The organism is Nocardia sp. NPDC003345 (assembly GCF_053589395.1).
Genome location: NZ_JBSFRU010000041.1, coordinates 1 through 18,994 on the forward strand (window position 1 = coordinate 1; position 18,994 = coordinate 18,994).

At 68.8% G+C, this 18,994-nt stretch carries 17 protein-coding genes and 1 riboswitch; of the genes, 10 read left to right on the forward strand and 7 right to left on the reverse strand.

Annotated elements, in window-relative coordinates:
• Positions 1-248: 248 nt before the first annotated feature.
• Genes prpD through ACWDU1_RS07725 form a run of 3 tightly spaced genes read left to right on the forward strand, consistent with a single transcriptional unit; the run spans position 249 to position 3,840 of the window.
• On the forward strand, positions 249-1,751 hold the full coding sequence (prpD, locus tag ACWDU1_RS07715) for a 2-methylcitrate dehydratase PrpD (protein WP_449996513.1): 1,503 nt from the start codon (positions 249-251) through the stop codon (positions 1,749-1,751).
• The gene (prpB, locus tag ACWDU1_RS07720) at positions 1,751-2,665 is read left to right on the forward strand and encodes a methylisocitrate lyase (protein ID WP_449996514.1); all 915 of its coding nucleotides are present in this window, start codon (positions 1,751-1,753) and stop codon (positions 2,663-2,665) included. The genes prpD and prpB overlap by 1 nt, the downstream gene beginning before the upstream one ends.
• Before the next feature lie 26 nt (positions 2,666-2,691).
• Entirely contained in the window at positions 2,692-3,840 is a 1,149-nt protein-coding gene (locus ACWDU1_RS07725) for a bifunctional 2-methylcitrate synthase/citrate synthase (RefSeq protein WP_449996561.1), read from the forward strand.
• A gap of 89 nt (positions 3,841-3,929) precedes the next feature.
• Here ACWDU1_RS07725 and ACWDU1_RS07730 read toward each other — a convergent pair whose 3' ends face one another.
• Positions 3,930-4,589 carry a GntR family transcriptional regulator gene (locus ACWDU1_RS07730; protein WP_449996516.1) on the reverse strand — a complete coding sequence of 220 codons (660 nt, stop codon included), beginning with the start codon at positions 4,587-4,589 and terminating at the stop codon, positions 3,930-3,932.
• Positions 4,590-4,661: 72 nt separating this feature from the next.
• On the opposite strand from ACWDU1_RS07730, the gene ACWDU1_RS07735 reads away from it, so the two are divergent.
• The 6 genes from ACWDU1_RS07735 (at position 4,662) to ACWDU1_RS07760 (ending at position 13,303) form a co-directional block, all read left to right on the forward strand.
• Positions 4,662-6,029 (forward strand): LLM class flavin-dependent oxidoreductase, encoded by a 1,368-nt coding sequence (locus ACWDU1_RS07735; protein ID WP_449996517.1) that lies wholly within the window; start codon positions 4,662-4,664, stop codon positions 6,027-6,029.
• A 24-nt stretch (positions 6,030-6,053) separates the two neighbouring features.
• Positions 6,054-7,238 carry a CaiB/BaiF CoA transferase family protein gene (locus tag ACWDU1_RS07740; RefSeq protein WP_449996563.1) on the forward strand — a complete coding sequence of 395 codons (1,185 nt, stop codon included), beginning with the start codon at positions 6,054-6,056 and terminating at the stop codon, positions 7,236-7,238.
• Between the two features lie 23 nt (positions 7,239-7,261).
• Positions 7,262-8,185: an HpcH/HpaI aldolase/citrate lyase family protein gene (locus tag ACWDU1_RS07745; protein WP_449996519.1), complete on the forward strand. Its 924-nt coding sequence runs from the start codon at positions 7,262-7,264 to the stop codon at positions 8,183-8,185.
• Between the two features lie 174 nt (positions 8,186-8,359).
• A riboswitch (cobalamin riboswitch) is annotated at positions 8,360-8,487 on the forward strand.
• A 36-nt stretch (positions 8,488-8,523) separates the two neighbouring features.
• Positions 8,524-10,122: an ABC transporter substrate-binding protein gene (locus tag ACWDU1_RS07750; RefSeq protein WP_449996521.1), complete on the forward strand. Its 1,599-nt coding sequence runs from the start codon at positions 8,524-8,526 to the stop codon at positions 10,120-10,122.
• A gap of 5 nt (positions 10,123-10,127) precedes the next feature.
• The gene (locus tag ACWDU1_RS07755; protein ID WP_449996523.1) at positions 10,128-11,102 is read left to right on the forward strand and encodes an ABC transporter permease; all 975 of its coding nucleotides are present in this window, start codon (positions 10,128-10,130) and stop codon (positions 11,100-11,102) included.
• Positions 11,096-13,303, forward strand: a complete 2,208-nt coding sequence (locus tag ACWDU1_RS07760) for an ABC transporter ATP-binding protein/permease (RefSeq protein WP_449996525.1) — start codon at positions 11,096-11,098, stop codon at positions 13,301-13,303. The genes ACWDU1_RS07755 and ACWDU1_RS07760 overlap by 7 nt, the downstream gene beginning before the upstream one ends.
• On the opposite strand, the gene ACWDU1_RS07765 is transcribed toward ACWDU1_RS07760, so the two are convergent.
• The 3 genes from ACWDU1_RS07765 to ACWDU1_RS07775 form a co-directional block, all read right to left on the reverse strand.
• Positions 13,285-13,977 (reverse strand): PhzF family phenazine biosynthesis protein, encoded by a 693-nt coding sequence (locus ACWDU1_RS07765; RefSeq protein WP_449996527.1) that lies wholly within the window; start codon positions 13,975-13,977, stop codon positions 13,285-13,287. The genes ACWDU1_RS07760 and ACWDU1_RS07765 overlap by 19 nt on opposite strands.
• Positions 13,974-14,657, reverse strand: coding sequence for a hypothetical protein (locus tag ACWDU1_RS07770; protein ID WP_449996529.1), 684 nt, complete (start codon positions 14,655-14,657; stop codon positions 13,974-13,976). Before ACWDU1_RS07770 ends, ACWDU1_RS07765 begins: the two co-directional genes overlap by 4 nt.
• Before the next feature lie 106 nt (positions 14,658-14,763).
• Positions 14,764-15,456 (reverse strand): O-methyltransferase, encoded by a 693-nt coding sequence (locus ACWDU1_RS07775; protein ID WP_449996531.1) that lies wholly within the window; start codon positions 15,454-15,456, stop codon positions 14,764-14,766.
• Positions 15,457-15,580: 124 nt separating this feature from the next.
• Between ACWDU1_RS07775 and ACWDU1_RS07780 the strand changes: the two genes are divergently transcribed.
• Positions 15,581-16,294 (forward strand): TetR/AcrR family transcriptional regulator, encoded by a 714-nt coding sequence (locus tag ACWDU1_RS07780; RefSeq protein ID WP_449996533.1) that lies wholly within the window; start codon positions 15,581-15,583, stop codon positions 16,292-16,294.
• Positions 16,295-16,361: 67 nt separating this feature from the next.
• Here ACWDU1_RS07780 and ACWDU1_RS07785 read toward each other — a convergent pair whose 3' ends face one another.
• The 3 genes from ACWDU1_RS07785 to ACWDU1_RS07795 form a co-directional block, all read right to left on the reverse strand.
• Positions 16,362-16,493 carry a hypothetical protein gene (locus ACWDU1_RS07785; RefSeq protein ID WP_449996535.1) on the reverse strand — a complete coding sequence of 44 codons (132 nt, stop codon included), beginning with the start codon at positions 16,491-16,493 and terminating at the stop codon, positions 16,362-16,364.
• Positions 16,494-16,610: 117 nt separating this feature from the next.
• Positions 16,611-17,888 carry an MFS transporter gene (locus ACWDU1_RS07790; protein WP_449996536.1) on the reverse strand — a complete coding sequence of 426 codons (1,278 nt, stop codon included), beginning with the start codon at positions 17,886-17,888 and terminating at the stop codon, positions 16,611-16,613.
• Between the two features lie 13 nt (positions 17,889-17,901).
• Positions 17,902-18,957: a Gfo/Idh/MocA family protein gene (locus tag ACWDU1_RS07795; protein ID WP_449996538.1), complete on the reverse strand. Its 1,056-nt coding sequence runs from the start codon at positions 18,955-18,957 to the stop codon at positions 17,902-17,904.
• Between the last annotated feature and the right edge of the window lie 37 nt (positions 18,958-18,994).

Sequence of the window (18,994 nt, forward strand, 5' to 3'; positions counted from 1 at the left end):
CCGATAGCCCCAGCGTCTTGGCCAGGCCCGATTGTGAGAGTCCGCGCTGCTCCCGAAGTCCGCGCAGGCGCCCGCCCGCGTACATACGCTCCACCTCCGCAATCTAGCACGGCGATATTCCGCAGGTTTCGCAAATTTGCCGGTCGACTTACGCAAAATTCGACAAATGAGTGGTATAGCGCAGGTAGTCGGCCATCGGTAGCGTGCGAATCAAGCGAAATTCCATCGACTCCCTGGAGGACCCGAGCGTGAAGAATCATCTCGTCCGCACCCATCGTTCCGCGGAGAATTTCCCCCGCGAACAGCATCTGGCATGGCAGATCGCGGAGGTGGCGACCGATCCGGTGGAGGTTGCCCCGGAGACCGAGGAGATGATCGTCAACCGGATCATCGACAACGCGGCCGTCGCCGCGGCGTCGGTGACGCGGCGCCCGGTAGCCAACGCCCGGGCCCAGGCGCTGGCGCATCCGTACCGGCCGGGCGCGACCGTATTCGGCGTCGACGGCCGTTTCTCTCCCGAGTGGGCCGCCTGGGCCAACGGCGTCGCCGTCCGCGAACTCGATTTCCACGACACGTTCCTGGCTGCCGAGTACTCCCATCCCGGCGACAACATTCCCTCGATCCTGGCGGTGGCCCAGCACACCGGCCGCACCGGCCGCGACCTCATCCGTGGTCTGGCCACCGGCTACGAGATCCAGATCGATCTGGTTCGGTCCATCTGCCTGCACGAACACAAGATCGACCACGTCGCCCATCTGGGCCCGTCGGCCGCCGCCGGTATCGGCACCCTGCTCGGGCTGGACGCCGAGACCATCTACCAGGCCATCGGCCAGGCGCTGCACACCACCACCGCGACCCGCCAGTCCCGCAAGGGCGAGATCTCGAGCTGGAAGGCCTACGCGCCCGCTTTCGCCGGGAAGATGGCCGTGGAGGCCGTCGACCGGGCCATGCGCGGTGAGGGTGCGCCGTCGCCGATCTGGGAGGGCGAGGACGGGGTGATCGCCTGGCTGCTGGGCGGGCCGAAGGCCGAGTACTCGGTGCCGCTGCCCGGACCGGGCGAAGCCAAGCGCGCGATCCTGGACTCCTACACCAAGGAGCATTCCGCCGAGTACCAGAGCCAGGCCCCGATCGATCTGGCCCGCCGCCTGCGTGACCGTATCGGCGATCTCGACCAGATCGCCTCGATCGTGCTGCACACCAGCCACCACACCCATGTGGTGATCGGCACCGGATCCGGCGATCCGCAGAAGTTCGATCCGACCGCCTCGCGCGAAACCCTCGACCATTCGGTGCCCTACATCTTCGCGGTCGCCCTCCAGGACGGCACCTGGCATCACGAGCGCTCGTACGCGCCGGAGCGGGCGCAGCGCCCGGACACCGTGGAGCTGTGGCGCAAGATCTCCACCGCCGAGGATCCGGAATGGACCCGCCGCTACCACTCCACCGACCCGGCGGAGAAGGCGTTCGGCGCCCGCGCCGAGGTCACGCTGAAGAGCGGTGAGGTGATCACCGACGAACTGGCCGTCGCCGACGCGCACCCGCTCGGCGCCCGGCCCTTCGCCCGCGATCAGTACATCACCAAATTCCGCACCCTCGCCGAGGGTGTTGTCGATCCGGCCGAGCAGGACCGCTTCCTCGAAGTGGTCCAGCGCGCGGGCGAGCTGTCGGCCGGTGAGTTGTCGGAGCTCACCTTCACCGTCTCGTCGGATGTGCTCGCCCGCGCGCCCCATTCCCCGAAGGGACTGTTCTGATGACCGGTCTGCTCGCTGCTTCGACGTCCGCGGCGGATAAACGGGCCGCCTTCCGGGCCGGCCTCGAGTCGGGCCGTATCCAGCGCTTCCCGGGGGCCTTCAATCCACTGGTGGCCAAGCTGATCCAGGAGATCGGTTTCGAGGGCGTCTATGTCTCCGGTGCGGTGCTCGCGGCCGATCTGGCGCTGCCGGATATCGGCCTGACCACCCTGACCGAGGTGTCCGGCCGCGGTCAGCAGATCGCCCGGGTCACCGATCTGCCGGTGCTCATCGACGCCGATACCGGTTTCGGTGAGCCGATGAGCGCGGCCCGGACGGTCACCGTGCTCGAGGACGCCGGAATCGCCGGCTGCCATCTCGAGGATCAGGTCAATCCCAAACGCTGCGGTCACCTCGACGGTAAGGCCGTGGTACCCACCGACGAGATGGTGCGCCGGCTGCGTGCCGCGGTCTCGGCCCGCCGCGACCCGAATTTCGTGATCTGCGCGCGCACCGACGCCGCCGGTATCGAGGGAATAGATGCCGCGATCGACCGGGCGAAGGCCTACGCCGACGCGGGCGCGGACCTCATCTTCACCGAGGCGCTGCATACGCCCGCGGAGTTCGAGAAATTCCGCGCGGCGGTCTCCACTCCGCTGCTGGCGAATATGACCGAATTCGGCAAATCCGAACTGATTCCGGCGGGCACGCTCGAATCCCTCGGCTACAACGTCGTCATCTATCCGGTTTCCACGCTGCGCCTGGCGATGTACGCCGCCGAGGCGGGCCTGCGGGAGATCTACTCCGAAGGCACGCAATCGGGGCTGCTGGACCGCATGCAGCACCGGAGTCGCCTCTACGAGCTCCTCCAATACGAACGCTACAACGAATTCGATTCGGATATCTTCGATTTCACTCTGGGAGGGCACCAGTGACGAGTACAGCAGCGCGTAGCGATTCCGTGCGGGGCGGCGGCCGGGCGGCGGGTGGGCCGGAGACCGCGATCGCGACCATCTACAAGGGTCTGGCAGGCGTCGTCGTCGACACGACCTCGATTTCGAAAGTGGTGCCGGAAACCAACTCCCTGACCTACCGCGGTTACGCCGTCCAGGATCTGGCGGCCCACTGCACCTTCGAACAGGTCGCCTACCTCCTGTGGCACGGTGAGTTACCGACCGACGCCGAGCTGGAACGCTTCCAGCAGCAGGAGCGGGCCTCCCGCCGCGCCGACCGGTCGCTGCTGTCGCTGGTGCAGAAGATGCCCGACAACTGTCACCCGATGGATGTCGTCCGCACCGCGATCAGCTATCTCGGCGCCGAAGATCCGGCCGAGGACGACAACTCGGCGAGGGCCAATCTCGCGAAATCGCTGCGGATGTTCGCGGTGCTGCCGACGATCGTGGCCGCCGACCACCGGCGTCGCCGGGGCCTGGACCCGATCGCCCCGCATTCCCATATGGGTTACGCCGAGAACTTCCTCAACATGTGCTTCGGCAAGGTACCGGCGCCGGAGCTGGTGAAGGCGTTCGAGGTCTCGCTGATCCTGTATGCCGAGCACAGTTTCAACGCCTCTACTTTCGCCGCGCGTGTGGTCACCTCGACACTGTCGGATATCTACAGTGCCGTGACCGCTGCCATCGGCGCGCTCAAGGGTCCCCTGCACGGCGGCGCGAACGAGGCCGTGATGCACCACATGCTGGAGATCGGCGATCCCGGCCTGGCCGAGGAATGGTTGCGGAACAAACTTTCCAAGAAGGAAAAGGTGATGGGGTTCGGTCACCGGGTCTACAAGAAGGGCGATTCCCGGGTCCCCACCATGAAAAACGCCTTCCTGGATATCGCCGCTGTCACCGACGGGCAGAAGTGGGTGCGGATGTACGAGATCCTGGAACAGACCATGGACGACGCCACCGGGATCAAGCCGAACCTGGACTTCCCGACCGGCCCGGCCTACCACCTGCTCGGGTTCGATATCGAGGTCTTCACGCCGATCTTCGTCATGAGCCGTATCACCGGCTGGACCGCCCACATCATCGAACAGGGTCAGGCCAACGCGCTGATCCGGCCGCTGAGCGAATACGTCGGCGTCGACCAGCGCCCGGTGGCCTGACCGCATGGGGCGGTGGTGCCGAATCCGCGGTACCGGCCCGGCGGCGCTGCGCCGTGCTCGGTGGTGTTCGCCGGGCCCAGGGGGCGCGGTTACGCCGGTTGCTCCCGCTGCCGGGACTCGAGCCAATCCGCCAGGAAGTGACCCGCTGCCAGGACATGCCGCTCGGCGATCCCGCGGGCCGCGGTCGCGTCGCGTGCTTCGAGCGCGTCGAGCAGTTCGTCGTGTTCGTGCAGGGAATGACGCTCGTGTTCGGGGAAGATTCGCAGAAAGTTCGACGGCACCACCCGCGCGGCCTGCTTGATCTGGGTGAGCAGCCGGGGGGAGTGGGCGGCGCGGTGGATCGCCTGGTGGAACTTCCAGTTCGCCTCGCCGATGGCATCGTCGCCGGAGCAGGTGGCCACCGCGGCGGACAACTCGCGAAGCCTGGGCAGTTCGCCCGGGCCGATACGTTCGGCGGCCCACGCCGCTGCTTGCCCGGTGAGGACCCCGAGCAGGACGAAGCTGTCGCGCACATCGTCGGCGCCGATACCGATCACGGTGATCCCGCTGCGCGGTGCGACCCGCACCAGACCTTCGAAGGACAGTTCCAGCAGAGCTTCCCGTACCGGAGTGCGGCTCGTGGCGAACTCCTCGGTGATGGCGTCCAGGTCGACCCGTGACCCCGCCGGCATGGCGCCGGTGAGAATGCGGTCGCGCAGTTCTCGCGCTGCGCGTTCGCGCACGGTGCCGGAGATGTCGACTGCAGCCATGATCGGACCTTAACAGAGCATACGCCAAATCTGAGCGTTCATATCTGACATATCAGATGCTACATTCGTCGCATGGCAGTGAGACGTGGCGACCGGATGAGCCTGGTCGCGTTCATGCAGGCAGGGAATACCTCGGTGTATTCGGGGTCGTGGCGGCATCCGGCGACCGAGCACGGGTATCTCGACGCGTCGTATTACGCGAAGGTCGGACGGCAACTCGAGGAGGGCTGTTTCGACCTCATGTTCTTCGACGACCGCCTGGCGATGCCGGGGATCTACGGCGGCTCGGTGGCCGAGGCGGTGCGCTCCGGTGCGCGGCCGGTGAAACTCGATCTGAGCGTGGTGCTGGGGGTGGTCGCGCAGGCGACCTCGCGGATCGGGCTCGGCGCCACCTACTCGACCACCTACTACGCGCCCTTCCACGTGGCGCGGACCTTCGCCACCCTGGATCACCTGTCGGGTGGCCGGGCCGCGTGGAATGTCGTGACGTCGGTCAACGACAGCGAGGCGAGAAATTTCGGATTCGAGCAGCATCTCGGCCACGACGAGCGCTACGACCGCGCCGACGAGTTCCTGGAGGTGGTGGCCGGGCTCTGGGATACCTGGGAGGACGGCGCCCTGCGGCACGAGCGTGCCGACGGTTGTTTCGCCGACCCCGCGAAAGTCCACGAACTCGGCCACAGAGGCCACTGGTTCTCCGCGCAGGGGCCGCTGACGGTGCCGCGCACGCCGCAGGGCCGTCCGGTGATCCTGCAGGCCGGATCGTCGGGGCGGGGGCGTGATTTCGCCTCACGCTGGGCCGAACTGATCTTCACCGGCGACCCGGGCCTGGAAGTCGCCCGCGCGCACTATGCCGACCAGAAGTCGCGTATCGAGGCCGCGGGCCGGGATCCGCGCTCGGTGCGGATCTGCCCGATGGCCTACGCGGTGGTCGGCGAGTCCGAGCAGCACGCGAAGGAACGGGAGGCGATGCTGCTCGACGACCTCGTGGACCCGATGGCCTCGCTGACGTTGCTGTCGGAGTTGACCAACTACGACTTCGCCCGGCACGAACTCGACGACCCGGTCACCGACGAAGTGATCGCCTCGATATCGGGCATCCGCGGCCTGGTGGAGAATATGCGCGCGCACCTCGGCCGTACGGTGACGGTGCGGGATCTGGCCGGTCACCGGGCGACCCTGCTGCAGGGACCGCGCTTCGTGGGGACCGGTCCGCAGGTGGCCGAGCAGATGGCGGAATGGTTCCACAGCGACGCCTGCGACGGGTTCGTACTCGCCGCGACCCATATGCCGGGCGCGTTCGAGGATGTCGTCCGGATGGTGGTACCGCATTTGCAGCGTGCCGGACTGTTCCGCACCTCGTACGAGGGGCGAACCCTGCGAGAGCATCTGGGGTTGCCGCTTCCCGCTGCTTCTCGCACCGCCGGATCGAGTGCCTAGATGACGGGCACCACGAACGGGTCCTTGCTGGCGGGAGTCCGGGTACTCGATATGGCCACGCTGGCCGCCGCGCCGCTCGCGGCGACCTACCTGGGCGAATTCGGCGCCGAGGTGATCAAGGTCGAACAGCCCGGAGTGGGTGACCCGATCCGCGGCTGGGGCAATCAGCGTGACGGGGTCGGGCTGATGTGGAAGTCGTTGTCCCGCAACAAGAAATCGGTGACGCTCGACCTCCGGGTGCCGGAAGGTCAGAAACTGCTGCGGCGGATCGTCGAGAAAGCGGATGTGGTGATCGCCAACACCCGCGCTCACACCCTGCGGGCCTGGGGTCTGGACTACGAGAGCCTGCGGGCGGTGAACGAACGCCTGATCATGGCCCACATCACCGGCTACGGACTCACCGGCCCGAAGAGTGAGCGGCCCGGATTCGGAACTCTCGGCGAGGCGATGAGTGGTTTCGCCCATCTCACGGGTGAATCGGGCGGCCCGCCGACGCTGCCGCCGTTCATGCTCGCCGACGGCGTGGCCTCGCTCAACGCCGCGTACGCGGTACTGATGGCGCTCTACCACCGCGATGTGCACGGCGGCCCGGGACAATTGATCGATATCAACCTCATCGACCCGCTGGCCCGGCTGCTCGAACAAACACTGCTCGGCTACGACCAGCTCGGGCTGGTACCGGCTCGTGCCGGCAACCGGTGGGATATCTCGGCCCCGCGCAACACCTACCGCACCGGCGACGGGCGCTGGCTTGCCATGTCCGGTAGTTCCCCGGCACTGGCGTTGCGGGTGTTCCGCGCCATCGGCCGCGACGACCTGGCCACCGACGCCGATTTCGCCGACCCGCAACGGCGGCTGGCCCGCGCGGCCGAAGTGGACGAGGCAGTTGCCGCATGGGTATCGGAACACACACTGGCCGAGGCGATGTCGGTGTTCGATACCGCCGAGGTGGCCGCGGCCCCGGTGTACGACATCACCGATCTGGTAGGAGACGAGCAGATGCGGCATCGCGAGGTGTTCGTCCCGATCGGAGACGACGAACTCGGCACCATGACTGTGCAGGCACCCGTGCCGCGATTCTCCGGCGCGGCGGGCCGCGTCGATCATCTCGGTCCTCGCCTCGGCGAACACAATGCCGAGATCTACGGCGACCTGCTCGGCCTCACCACTCCCGAACTCGACGATCTGCGCGCCCGCGGCGTGCTGTGAACAACCGACCACGAGGACTTCTCATGACTTCTGTACTGCGCCGTTCCGAGCTGGCACTGCCGGCCTGCAACGACCATATGTTCGACAAAGCCCTGTCCAGCGGCGCCGACCTCGTTTTCCTGGACCTGGAGGACGCGACCCCGGAAAGCCTGAAAGAGGAATCCCGGGAGAAGGCCATCGGCGCCCTGAACGATCTCGACTGGGGACGTACCGCCCGGGCGGTACGTATCAACGGGCTCGACACCCCCTGGTGCCACGACGACATCATCGAGGTGGTGACCCGGGCCGGAGACCGGCTGGACACCATCGTGGTACCCAAGGCGCTCACCGCGCGCGACGTGTGGTGGGTCGATGTGCTGCTCACCCAGCTCGAAACGAAACTCGGGCTGGACCGGCAGATCCGGCTGGAGGTCCTGATCGAGGAAGTCGAGGGCCTGGCGAATGCCGAGGCCATCGCGAAGGCCAGTTCCCGGGTGGACGCGCTGATCTTCGGAGTCGGCGATTTCTCGCTCTCGCAGGGCGCACGGGTCGATACCAACTTCGAACCGCTCGGCGACTACCCCGGAGACTTCTGGCACTACGCTCGCGCCAAGGTCATCGTCGCGGCCCGGATCGCCGGAATCGTCGCGATCGACGCCCCGTTTCCGGATTACGCGAACACCGACGGCTACGAACGCGACGCTCACCGTGCCTCGCTGCTCGGCTACACCGGTAAATGGGCGATCCACCCGGTTCAGGTACCGATCGCCAACACCGTTTACGCGCCGACGGCCGAGGAGATCGCTCTGGCCGAACGTAATATCGCCGCCTACCGGGAAGCGGAGGCGAAGGGCAGGGGCGCGGTGGGCGTCGAGGGTGTGCTCGTCGACGCGGCCCATGTGAAGATGGCGCAGGCGACGCTCGCCCGCGCGGCCCTCGTCCACGACGCGGGCGCGGTAACGATCTGAGGCCGGCACTCGCCCGGTCCCGGCGGTGACCGGGCGAGTGCGGGCATATCCCGGGGTAGCGCGGGCGGCCGGAGGATGCCGGAAATCGCGGGTGCGGGCTGGGACGCCCGTACCCTTTTCGGGGACCGGAGTGCCCCGAACCGGACAACTGCCCGGTAACGTCAGCGGCGGTGCAGGGAACACCGGTGCGAATCCGGGGCTGTCCCGCAACTGTCACCGAGGAGCGATCCGCCAGATGTGGCCACGACCTACCCAGGTTGGAAGGCCGGCGGGGATGTGTCGATCCGGGAGCCAGGACACCTGCGCCGCGGTATCGGGTGACACCCACGAGGATGGCGATGAACGACTCCACCAGCGGCCTGCCTGTGCTCGGCCGTCGACGACTACTGGCCGGCGCGGCGGGCATACTCGGCCTCACCGCTGCCGGTGTCCCGCTGCTCACCGGTTGCGGTACGGGCAGCGGACCTTCCGGTCCGGCGTCGGGCCCACCGCAGCCGGGTGGCCGGCTGCGCTCGCTGATCGCCGGGCGGTCGGCGACCTCCGACGTGCTGGACCCCCACGAGGCGGGCAGTTCGGCCGGTGGCGCGGTCTCGAAGAACGTCTGGGACAAACTGGTCGCCTACAACAACGATCTCACCCTGCGATACCGGCTGGCGCGGGCACTGGAACCGAATGCCGACGGCAGCGTATGGCGGATCAGCCTGCGCCCGGGTGTGGTGTTCAGCGACGGTGCCGCGCTGACCTCCCGCGATGTGCTGTGGAGCTTCGAGCGGATGCTCGACCCGGCCCGGGCCTCGGCCGGTGACCTGGCGATGGTCGATATGGCGCGAACCAGGGCAGACGGCGAACTCGACGTACTCGTCGCGATGAAAACACCCATCGCCGACTTCGGCTCGGTGCTCGCGGGCTGGTACTGCTACGTGGTCAAGGACGGCACGACCGAGTTCGATCAGCGGACCCTCCCGGTCGGGACCGGGCCGTTCGCGCTGGCCCACTGGTCCCCGGGCGACCGCACACTGCTGCGGCGCAACGACCGCCACTGGGACGGACCGGCGCTGCTGGACGAAGTCGAGATCATCCAGATCGCCGAGACCGAGGCCCGGATGAACGCCTTTCTCTCCGGTGAGGGCGAGGTGGTGCACGAGATGAGCTATCTGCAGGCCCGGAATCTGGAGAACGACCCCGCCGCGACCGTGTACGTGCCGCCCGAGGGACTGATGGGGTGTTTCCAGATGCGTACCGATCTGGCCCCGTTCGACGATGTCCGGGTCCGGCAGGCGATGCGGCTGGCCGTGGACCGGCAGGCGATGGTCGACGCCGTCTACTACGGGTACGGCGAGGTCGGCAACGATATCTACGGCAAGGGTGCGCCGTACTACAACGACACCCTCCCGCAGCGCGGCTACGACCCGCAGCGTGCCCGCGAACTGCTGCGGGACGCCGGTAAGGAGAATCTCGAGGTCACCCTGGTGACCGCGGACGGCATGCCCGGCATGGTGGAATCGGCCACCCTCTATGCCGAGCAGGCCAAAGCAGCGGGGATCACCATCCGGCTCGAATCCGCACCCGCCGACACCTATTTCTCCCAGGTCTCCGGCAAACGTGCCCTCACACATGTGGGGTGGTGGAACTACAGCCTCGACTATTTCTACGGCCAGACCGGTACCAGCACCTCACCGAGCAACAGCACCGCGTGGCGGCGGCCCGGCTGGGACGCGAAATTCGCCCTGGCCCGGGGCGCCATGAATCCCGACCGGCGCCGCGAACTGTACTTCGAGCTACAGGACGAACTGTGGCGGGAGGGCGGCCTCATCCTGCACAGCTTCGCGAAACGCCCCGACGCCGCCCGCAACACCGTGGGCGGAATGCGTGCCGGGGTACCGGGTACCGACGACTGGGCGAACTACGCCACCACCTGGATGACCCCGCAGGGCTGACGCGCGTGCTGAGGTATTTTCTCGGTCGCGCGGGCGCCGGCGCGGGTGTGCTCGCCACGGTCACCGTAGTGGTCTTCGGGTTGTTCGAATTGCTGGATTCCGACGCGGCGGTGGTCGTACTGTCCCGGCGCGGCGCGGGTGATCCCTCGCCGGAGCAGCTGGCGGCGTTGCGCGCGGAACTGGGCCTGGACCGCCCGGCTCCGGTCCGGTTCGCCGAATGGGCCACCGGTTTCCTGCACGGCGACCTCGGTGATTCGCTGATCTCCGGTCGTCCCGTCGCCGAGGTATTGCTCGATCGATTGTCCAACAGTGCCGCGCTGGCGCTGCTCACGATCGTGCTGCTGATACCACTGGCGCTGGGACTGGGACTGCTGGCCGGAGTGCGTCCGGGGTCCCGGACCGACCGGATGGTCAGCGCCGGTGCGCTGGCCGTGGAATCGGTGCCACCGTTCATCACCGGTGTCCTGCTGGTGGCGGTCGCCGCGCTGTCGCTGCGACTGCTGCCCGCGGTATCGCTGGTGCCCACCGGTACCAGCGTCTGGGATCGACCGGAGGTGCTGGTGCTACCGGTGATCTGTCTTGTCGCCGGTCTGTCCCCGCATCCCGTGCGAATCGTGCGCGCGCAGACCACGGAGGTCATGACGGCCGAATACATCCGCACCGCGCGACTGAACGGTCTCGGCGGGTTCCGGCTGGTGTGGCGGCATATCGCGCCCAACGCCGTATCCGCCTCCATCCATCCGCTCGCCGGGTCGGTGGTGGGGTTGATCGGCGGTATCGCGGTCGTGGAGACCCTCTTCTCCTATCCCGGAGTATCCAAGGAACTGCTGATCGCGATCGCGGCGCGCGATTTCCCGTTCGTACAGTCGGCGGCCGTATTGCTGGCGGCGTTCGGGATCGTCGTCTATCTGCTCGCGGATCTTGTCGCCCTGCTGATCAGTCCGCGCGCCCGGACTGTGGTGGGTGCGGGGCGATGGTGAGAAGAACCGGCTGGGCGCTGGTACTCGCGGGGATTCTGGGCGTGGTCGCGCTCGGGCCGTTCCTCGCCCCGTATTCGCCCACGGCCTCGGTCGCGGCACCGTACCGGCCCCCCGGCCTGCGATATCTGCTCGGCACCGATGTCGTGGGCCGGGATGTGCTGTCCCGCTTGCTGCACGGCGGCTGGTCGCTGGTCGCGGTCTCCTCGCTGGCACTGGTCATCGCGTACACGCTCGGGCTGACCCTGGGCCTGGTGGCCGGGCTGCGGCCGCGGGCCGATCCGTGGCTCATGCGGCCGGTGGACGCGCTCGTGGTTCTGCCGTGGTTCCTGGTGCTGGCCGTGACGGCCACCGCGCTCGGCGCGGGGGCGGCCGCTGTGCTGCTGACCTCCGCGCTGGCCGCGGCGCCGTGGATCGCGCGAATCGTCCGCACCGCGGTGCACGATATCGCCGGCGCCGGCTATATCGAGTCGGCCCGGGCCCGGGGTGAACCGCTCTGGCGGATCGCCGTGGTCGAGATCCTTCCCAACCTGCGCGCGGTGGTACTGGCCGATGCCGGGGTGCGATTGTCCGGGGTGATCTCGATCGTCGCGGTCGGAGGGTTTCTCGGACTCGGTCTTCGCCCGCCGGCACCGGATTGGGCACTGATGATCACCGAGAACCGTCCCGGATTCGGTCTGCAACCGTGGTCCGTGCTCGCCCCGGCATTGCTGATCATGGTGCTGGTGGTCTCGGCCAATATGCTCAGCGACCGGGTGCTCGCCCCACCCCGGCACCGGACCGGCGCGGTCACGCCGGCACCGGACACCGGCGAGGGATTGCGTACCGGGCAGCTCACCGTACGGAACGGCGCCGGACGTGTGTTGCTCGAGGATGTTTCCGTCCGGCTGGCGCCCGGAGCCGGGCTGGCGGTCGTCGGCCCGTCCGGCGCCGGGAAAACGACCTTCGTCTCGGCCGTACTCGGCGCACTGCCGCCCGGACTCGCGGCCTCGGGCACGGTGACCATCGGCCGGGGCGGGCCGCATCGCCGGGCGGTCGGGTTCGTTCCGCAGGACCCGGCCACCGGCCTCAATCCCGCGCTGCGGATCGGCACCTCGATCGCCGAGATCGCCCGGGCGAGCGGCCTCGAACGTACCGGCGACGAGGTGGTGGCCGCCCTGCGCCGAGTGGGCCTGCCCACCGGGCGCGCGTTCCGCCACAGGTTCCCGCACGAGTTGTCCGGGGGCCAGCAGCAGCGGGTCCTCGTGGCCATGGCCATGATCGGCGACCCCGCCCTCGTCGTCCTCGACGAGCCCACGACCGGACTCGACCTGCGGGCGCGCACCGATCTCGTCGAGATGCTGGGCGCGGTACGCCGGGAAGCGGGCACCGCGTTCGTCGTCATCACCCACGATCTACCCGGTGTCGCGTCGCTCGTCGACGATGTGCTCGAACTGGACGCCGGCCGGGTGGCCGCGTATCGCCCGATACGCGCATCCGACAACCGAGCGGCGGCCGTTACGGTGCGGAAACCGGAATTCCGCGAGGAGGAGCCGATTCTGCGGGTGGAAGCGCTGACGTGCTCGTACCGGTCGAGGACGGTCGTCGACGGTGTCTCCTTCGACCTGGTCCCGGGCTCCTGCCTGGCGCTCACCGGGGTTTCCGGAGCGGGAAAGACCACCGTGGCCCGGGCGCTGACCGGCCTGCACCCGGCGGCCGGCGGCACCATCCGGCTGGCCGGTACCCTGCTGCCACCCGGTACCGACGAACGCACGACACTCCAGCGCCGGGCACTGCAACTGATCCCGCAGAACCCCGCCACCGCGCTCAACCCGGCGCACCGCGTGGGCACCCAGATCCGCCGGCCACTGACCCTGCTGCGCGGAATGGATACCGCCACGGCCGATCTCGAGGTGATCCGCTTGCTGACCGAGGTCGGGCTGGACCCGGACCTCGCCTCGCGTCGCCCCGGTGAACTCTCCGGTGGGCAGCAACAGCGGGTGGCCCTCGCCCGCGCTCTGGCCGCCGACCCGCAGATCCTGATCTGCGACGAGATCACCGCCTCACTCGACGCGAAGTCCCAGCAGGTGGTGATCGACCTCCTCGACCGGCTACGCCGCGACGGACCCGCGCTTCTGGTCATCAGTCACCAGAGCGCGGTGCTGGACCAACTGGCCGACGCCGTCCTGGATATGGACGATCCGAACTACAGCACGACCGGATGATCCGGGACCACCCGGCCGCCGAGGCGGACCCAGCCGTCGGGATCGTATTCGGTGAACAGCTGCGAACCCCGCCCCTGGGTGATCGCCAGCCCGCGCTCGAGGCGGCCGGTGAGGGCGATGGCGGCGGCGCCGGTGGCCTCGTCCTCGGCGATACCCATGGCGGGGGCGAACATCCGGGCCCGGACCGCGCCGCGTTCGCGGTCGGTCCAGCCCCAGAGGTAATGGTGGCCGCTGTCGAATTCCGCGGGGTCCACGGTGGTGAGGAGTTCGATGTCCTCGAACTCGTGGAAGGTGAAATCGGGGGCCCAGGCCGGGAGCGCGCGAATCCGGACGAGGCCGCCGCTCTCGGCCACCGACACCGGTCCGGCGGGCACCTCCAGAGTGGTGACCGGAGTACCTTGATCGGCCAGCCACCAGGCCGCGCCGACCGTGGGATGCCCGGCGAAGGGCAGTTCCACCGTCGGTGTGTAGATGCGCATCCGGGCACTGCCGCCCCGCGGGCTCTCGACGATCACCGTCTCGCTGTAACCGAGCCGGGCGGCCAGGGCCTGGTGGTCGGCACCGGCGACATCGCCGGCGCGGGCGATGCCCAGCGCGTTGCCGAAGGCACCGGTGGCGTCGGTGAAGACCCGGACCACCTCGACCTGCGTACCGCCCGCTACCGGAGTATTCACCCGGACGAGCCTACTCGGGGTGCGGGCTGGGCCGCCGGTTCCCGGTTCCGCGCGTATTCGATGATGTCGTTCGCATACCCGGACGGCTCGCGGCCGGCGAAGCCCTGCCGGATCCGGTCTATCGCGGTGTCGAGTTCCGGGCCGGGCCCTCGACCGGCCAGCAGCACCGCAACCGTTTCCCATGTCCCCAGGCGCGGGTCGGGTTCGGTCAGCAACTCGTCGAGGTAGCGGTCGGAGTCGACCAGTTGAAGGGCGCGGCGGGCGAGGGCGTGGACGCGCCGCGGCAGTTCGGCGCGGATGGTGTCGATATCGCGCTGCGACGCGTGGCCACCGGGCAGGTCCGGGTCGATACGCAGACTCCACATCGGCGCGGGCTCACCGGCATCGATCAGATCCGGCCCGGCGGCATCCTCGAGCGGTACCGGCGGCAGACCGAGGCGGGCGTTGCGCCAATTGCCGAATTCCCACCACGCCGTGGGCGTCGCGCCCGCCTGCAGGCCGAACCCGATGACCTGCTGTCCATCGCTCCAGGTGCGGGAGACCCTGGTACGCCCCACCGCCGCGACCCCACCCGGCTCGACCCGCACCCAGCGCGGCTCCTCGCCGTGAAAGCCATACGGCTGCAGTAACTTCCCTGTCTCGCGCATCAAGCGCCGCAGTGCCGGATCGGGTCTGACCATCCTGGCAGGATATCGGCGCGGCCCGACACCTCCGGCCGTCTGCTGTTCGGCCTCTTCCGCCACGTCCGCGGTGCCCACCCTCCCGGGTGCCCGACGTCCCGGGCGTCTACATCTTGACGATCATCTCCAGACCGCCTCGGAACGGCAGGGTCTGGGTGAGCAGGCCGTGGGCCGGGTCGTCGAGGTAATCGAACGCGTCACGGTAGATCTCGGGACGGTTCTCGGTGTTGTCGACCAGCAGGACGCCGCCGGTCCGCAGTTTCGGTGTCAGCAGTTCCAGAGCGGGCCGCGCCATGGCCGGCCATATGTCGATCAGTGCCACGTCGATGGGTCCGGCCAGATCGGGCAGAGTCTGCCGGAGGTCGCCCTCGCGGAGGTCGATGAGGTCCGCCAGTCCGGCGGCGCGGAAGTTCTCGCGGGCGGCCGCGGCCTTCGCGGGTTCGTATTCGGTGCCGATCACGACTCCGGAACCGCCGTCGGATTCCACCACCATCCGGACCGCCCGGGCCAGGTAGAGCGTGGATACGCCGTACGAGGTGCCGATCTCCACGATCCGGCGGGCTCGCATCGCCAGGCAGAGGCGGTGACAGAACAGTGCCTTGTCGTGTTCGAGCGCGACGAGCTTGTCGGACAGGAAGGCGGCGGCACGGGAATCGAGGTCGGTGAGATCGGCCGGGTCGCCGCGCCCGGCGCGGCCGGCGAAATAGGACGTGATCGACGGGACCTGTTCGGCGCTGCGGCGCTGGAGATCGGTGATCAGGGCATCGAGCGCGGGGTCGCGGAGATCGCCGGTAGGCATCGGCGGAGCCTTTCGTCGGATGGATACCGGCGCGACAGCACGCGACGGCATCAACAGTGTGAGAACCGGACCGGCTTGATGTCAATGCATTGTGAACGTCAATGATGCCGGGTATGTTGCGGTGATGTCCTCTCCGCTGCCGCCGGGCCGGCGGCGTCGCAGCCCGGCGACCCGGGCCGGCCGGGAAACGCTGAACGCCGGATCCATCGCCGCCGCGATGCTCGAATTGGCGGGCCGGTCCGGTTTCGCGTCCGTCACGATGCAGGATCTCGCCGCCCATCTCGGCGTCACGGTCCGTGCCGTGTACCGGCATGTCCGCGACCGGCAGGACGTCGTCGACCGGGCGGTGCAACTGTGGCTGTCCGGATTACCCGATCCGGAGCTGGACCCCGGGAACTGGCGCGCGAGTCTGCGTGAATTCTGTGACCTGCACCGGGAGGTCGGTAGACGGCATCCCCGTGCGCTGCTGGTCGCTCTCGACGAGCAGGTCGGGACCGCGGGGATTCCGGCCCGGCGCCTCACCGCGCCCGAAGCGTTTCTCCGATTCCTCACCGCCGTCGGTCTCGACCTGCGCGAGGCGCTGCTGGTGCACAGCGATCTGATGCTGCGGCTCTACGGATTCGCGCTCTTCGTCGACTTCCGGGCCGATGCCGGCGCGCCGATCGCCGAGCAGTATCCGGTGCCCGGGACCTGGCTCGACGATCACCCGGAGCTCGAGTTGCCCCTGTTACGCCGGGCGCGGGCCGAGACCCGCTTCGACGCCGACGCGTTGTTCGACCATATCGTCGCCGATGTGATCCGCACGGTGGAGAGCCGCGCGGCCCGGCCGGGTCGGTAGCCGGCAGGTCGATGCGGCCGCCGGCCCGAGCCCGCCCGCCACCGTCGGTGACGGGCGGGCCGCAAGGCTACGCCTTGGGTTCGACAGCGGTGACGGCCTCGGACTTACGGTCGGCCTTGGCCTTCTTGTCCGCTCGCTTTTCCTTCAGCGTCTTGCCGGATTTCTTGGAATTGGAACTGCGCGGAGATTTATCGGACATCGGTGTCCTCCTGATGGGGAGACCCGTGCGGCCCCGTTGGCCCGACGGTACGCCACCCGGGCGGGCAACCTGCGGAAATGCGGTCGCCGAGCGGTGTCGTGTCGATCTGCTCCGGCCTCATCGCGCCCGGACCGCGACGGTATCGGGCCCGGTGGCGAACTGGCGCGCCTGAAAGACGAACAACAGCGCGAGCAGTCCCAGCAGACCCAGGGCCGCGTCGAGCCCGATCGCCGCGGTGAGCGCCGCGATGAGTACTCCCTCGAGGGCAATTCCCGTATAGGCCACCCGGTTGAGTTTCCCCAGCGCTTCTTCCTCCGTTCCGGCGGCGGCGGTATGCCCGACCGTGGCGGTGCAGAACGGATGCAGGTTCGACAGCCCGAGTCCCGCCGCGGCCGCGCACACCAACGTGAACGCGATATCGCCCTGCCAGAACGGCTGCACGATCCCGGCGATGCCCGCCACCAGGAGCAGGCCGCAGGACCGGGCGAAACGCACCCGGTCCACGCGCGGGCTCAACGGCCCGTAGGCGAGACGGCCCAGGCACAGCGCGCCGATGAACACGGTGAGGGCGGTACCCGCCGCTGTCAGCGAACCGCCCGCGTTCACCACGACGACGGTGAGCCAGTTCATCAGCGCGCCCTCCAGCAGCAGAGCGGTGAAACTCATGGCGGTGAGCCGCCGCAACCGCGGCGGATAGGCTGCCCGTATCCGGGCCGCGAGGGACGGGCGCCGCCCCGCCGCCGCTCGCGCCCGGTGCCGCACCGTACCCGCGCCCGGCCCGCCGGATTCCGGCGACGGCGGGTCGAATCGGCGGAGCAGGAGGAAGACCACGACGGCGCCGACGGCGCCCACCGCCGCGAGGACGGCGAAGGAGACGGTCAGTCCGGCCCGTCCCGCCGTGGTCGCGCCGAAGGCGGCGCCGAGCACCCCGCCCACCGCCTGGAAACCTTCCAGCGGGGAGAGCAGGCTGTTGGCCCGGGCATGCGGACCGGTTTCCATCCGGCTCTTCTCGAGCCGCACGGCGATGACGTTCTGGCCGATATCCAGCAGCGCGTTCGCCGCGCCGGCCACGACCAACCACCCCACCATCGACCACAATCCCAGACCCGCGCCGGCGAGACCGATGCCGAGCAGGTAGATCCCCGCCGCGACCGGCGCGGCGCGGCGCGCTCGCGCCCGCCGCACCAGCTGCGGTGCCACGAACATGGTCGCCGTCAGGCCGACGACGAACCCGGTCCGCGCGAAACCGAGCTGGGCGTCGGTCAGGCCGTAGGTGTCGCGCAGTTCCGGTAGCCGGGAGGCCAGGGCCGCGTAACCCAGTCCGTTGAGCAGGAACAGGCCCAGAGTCGCCAGGTACCAGCGATACCGTTCGGCCGGCGCCGTCCGCTGTTGCATTCCCGCCTCCCCGTCAGCACATCGACCTGGTCGCGCCCTGGTCGGCGAGCGCGTGATCGACCGGTATCGCGACGCCGTCCCAGGTCGCCGACGCCTGCGCCGCCGCGACCGTGCGCACCAGGGTCATCTCCTGATCCCGGATGGCGGCCGGGGCCGGACCACAGGACAGCGCTTCGGCGGCGGCCGCCTGGAGGAGATGGCATTGCGGGGTGGTCGGCACCGGCGCGAGCCGGCGCACCGCGGAACCGTCCCGTGGATACAGAATGGGCGGATTCTCCTGTGCCCACCCCGCATCCTGGCCTGTCGGCAGGTCGAGGTGGATCGATCCCAGAGTCCCGTACAACGTGATCCCGCAATCGTCGGAAGTGCTGACATGAGGTGCGTCGTAGGCCGCGTGGATCTGCAGTTCCACATCGGCGCTGTCACGAATGGTCACCCGCGCGGTGTCCTCGCTGCCCCAGCCGGTATTGATCTGCCAGTCCCGGGCGACGACCGTCAGCTTTCCCGGCGCCAGGAAGCGCAAGGTCTGCGACAGCATATGGGGTACCAGATCGCCGCGGACACCGTCGCCGCGCCGCAGCATCGCGCGCCGGGAGTCGGGATGGCCGCTGCGGCGCATCCACCAGGCGTTCACCCAGTAGAGGTCGCCTATCACGCCGGTGGCGACGAGATCCCCGAGTTCGGCCAGCATATGGCGTCGCTGGTAGGCGACCGCCAGCAGTAATCCGGACTTGTCCGCGTGCGCGAACAATCGTTGCGCGACCGCGATATCGTCGGTGAGCGGTTTCTCGCACAGCACATGCCAGCCGCGGTTCAGGCATTCGGTGACCACCGGGCCGTGGACGGGATCCGGAACGCAGACCACGGCGAGGTCGATCGGCGCGGACACCTCCGCGATACTGCCGAACACCGGTATCCCCGGGTGGGCGGCCCGCAGCGGAGCGGCTTTACCGGGGTCGATTTCCACGAGTGCGCGTATCTCCGTGGACGGGAGTCGGTCGAATGCTTCCGTGTGGCGTGGCGCGACCGCCGACGATGCCCCCACGATCGCGATACCTCGGATGCTCACGGTTCTCCTACTCGAATTCGTTGCGTGCCTTGTTCGA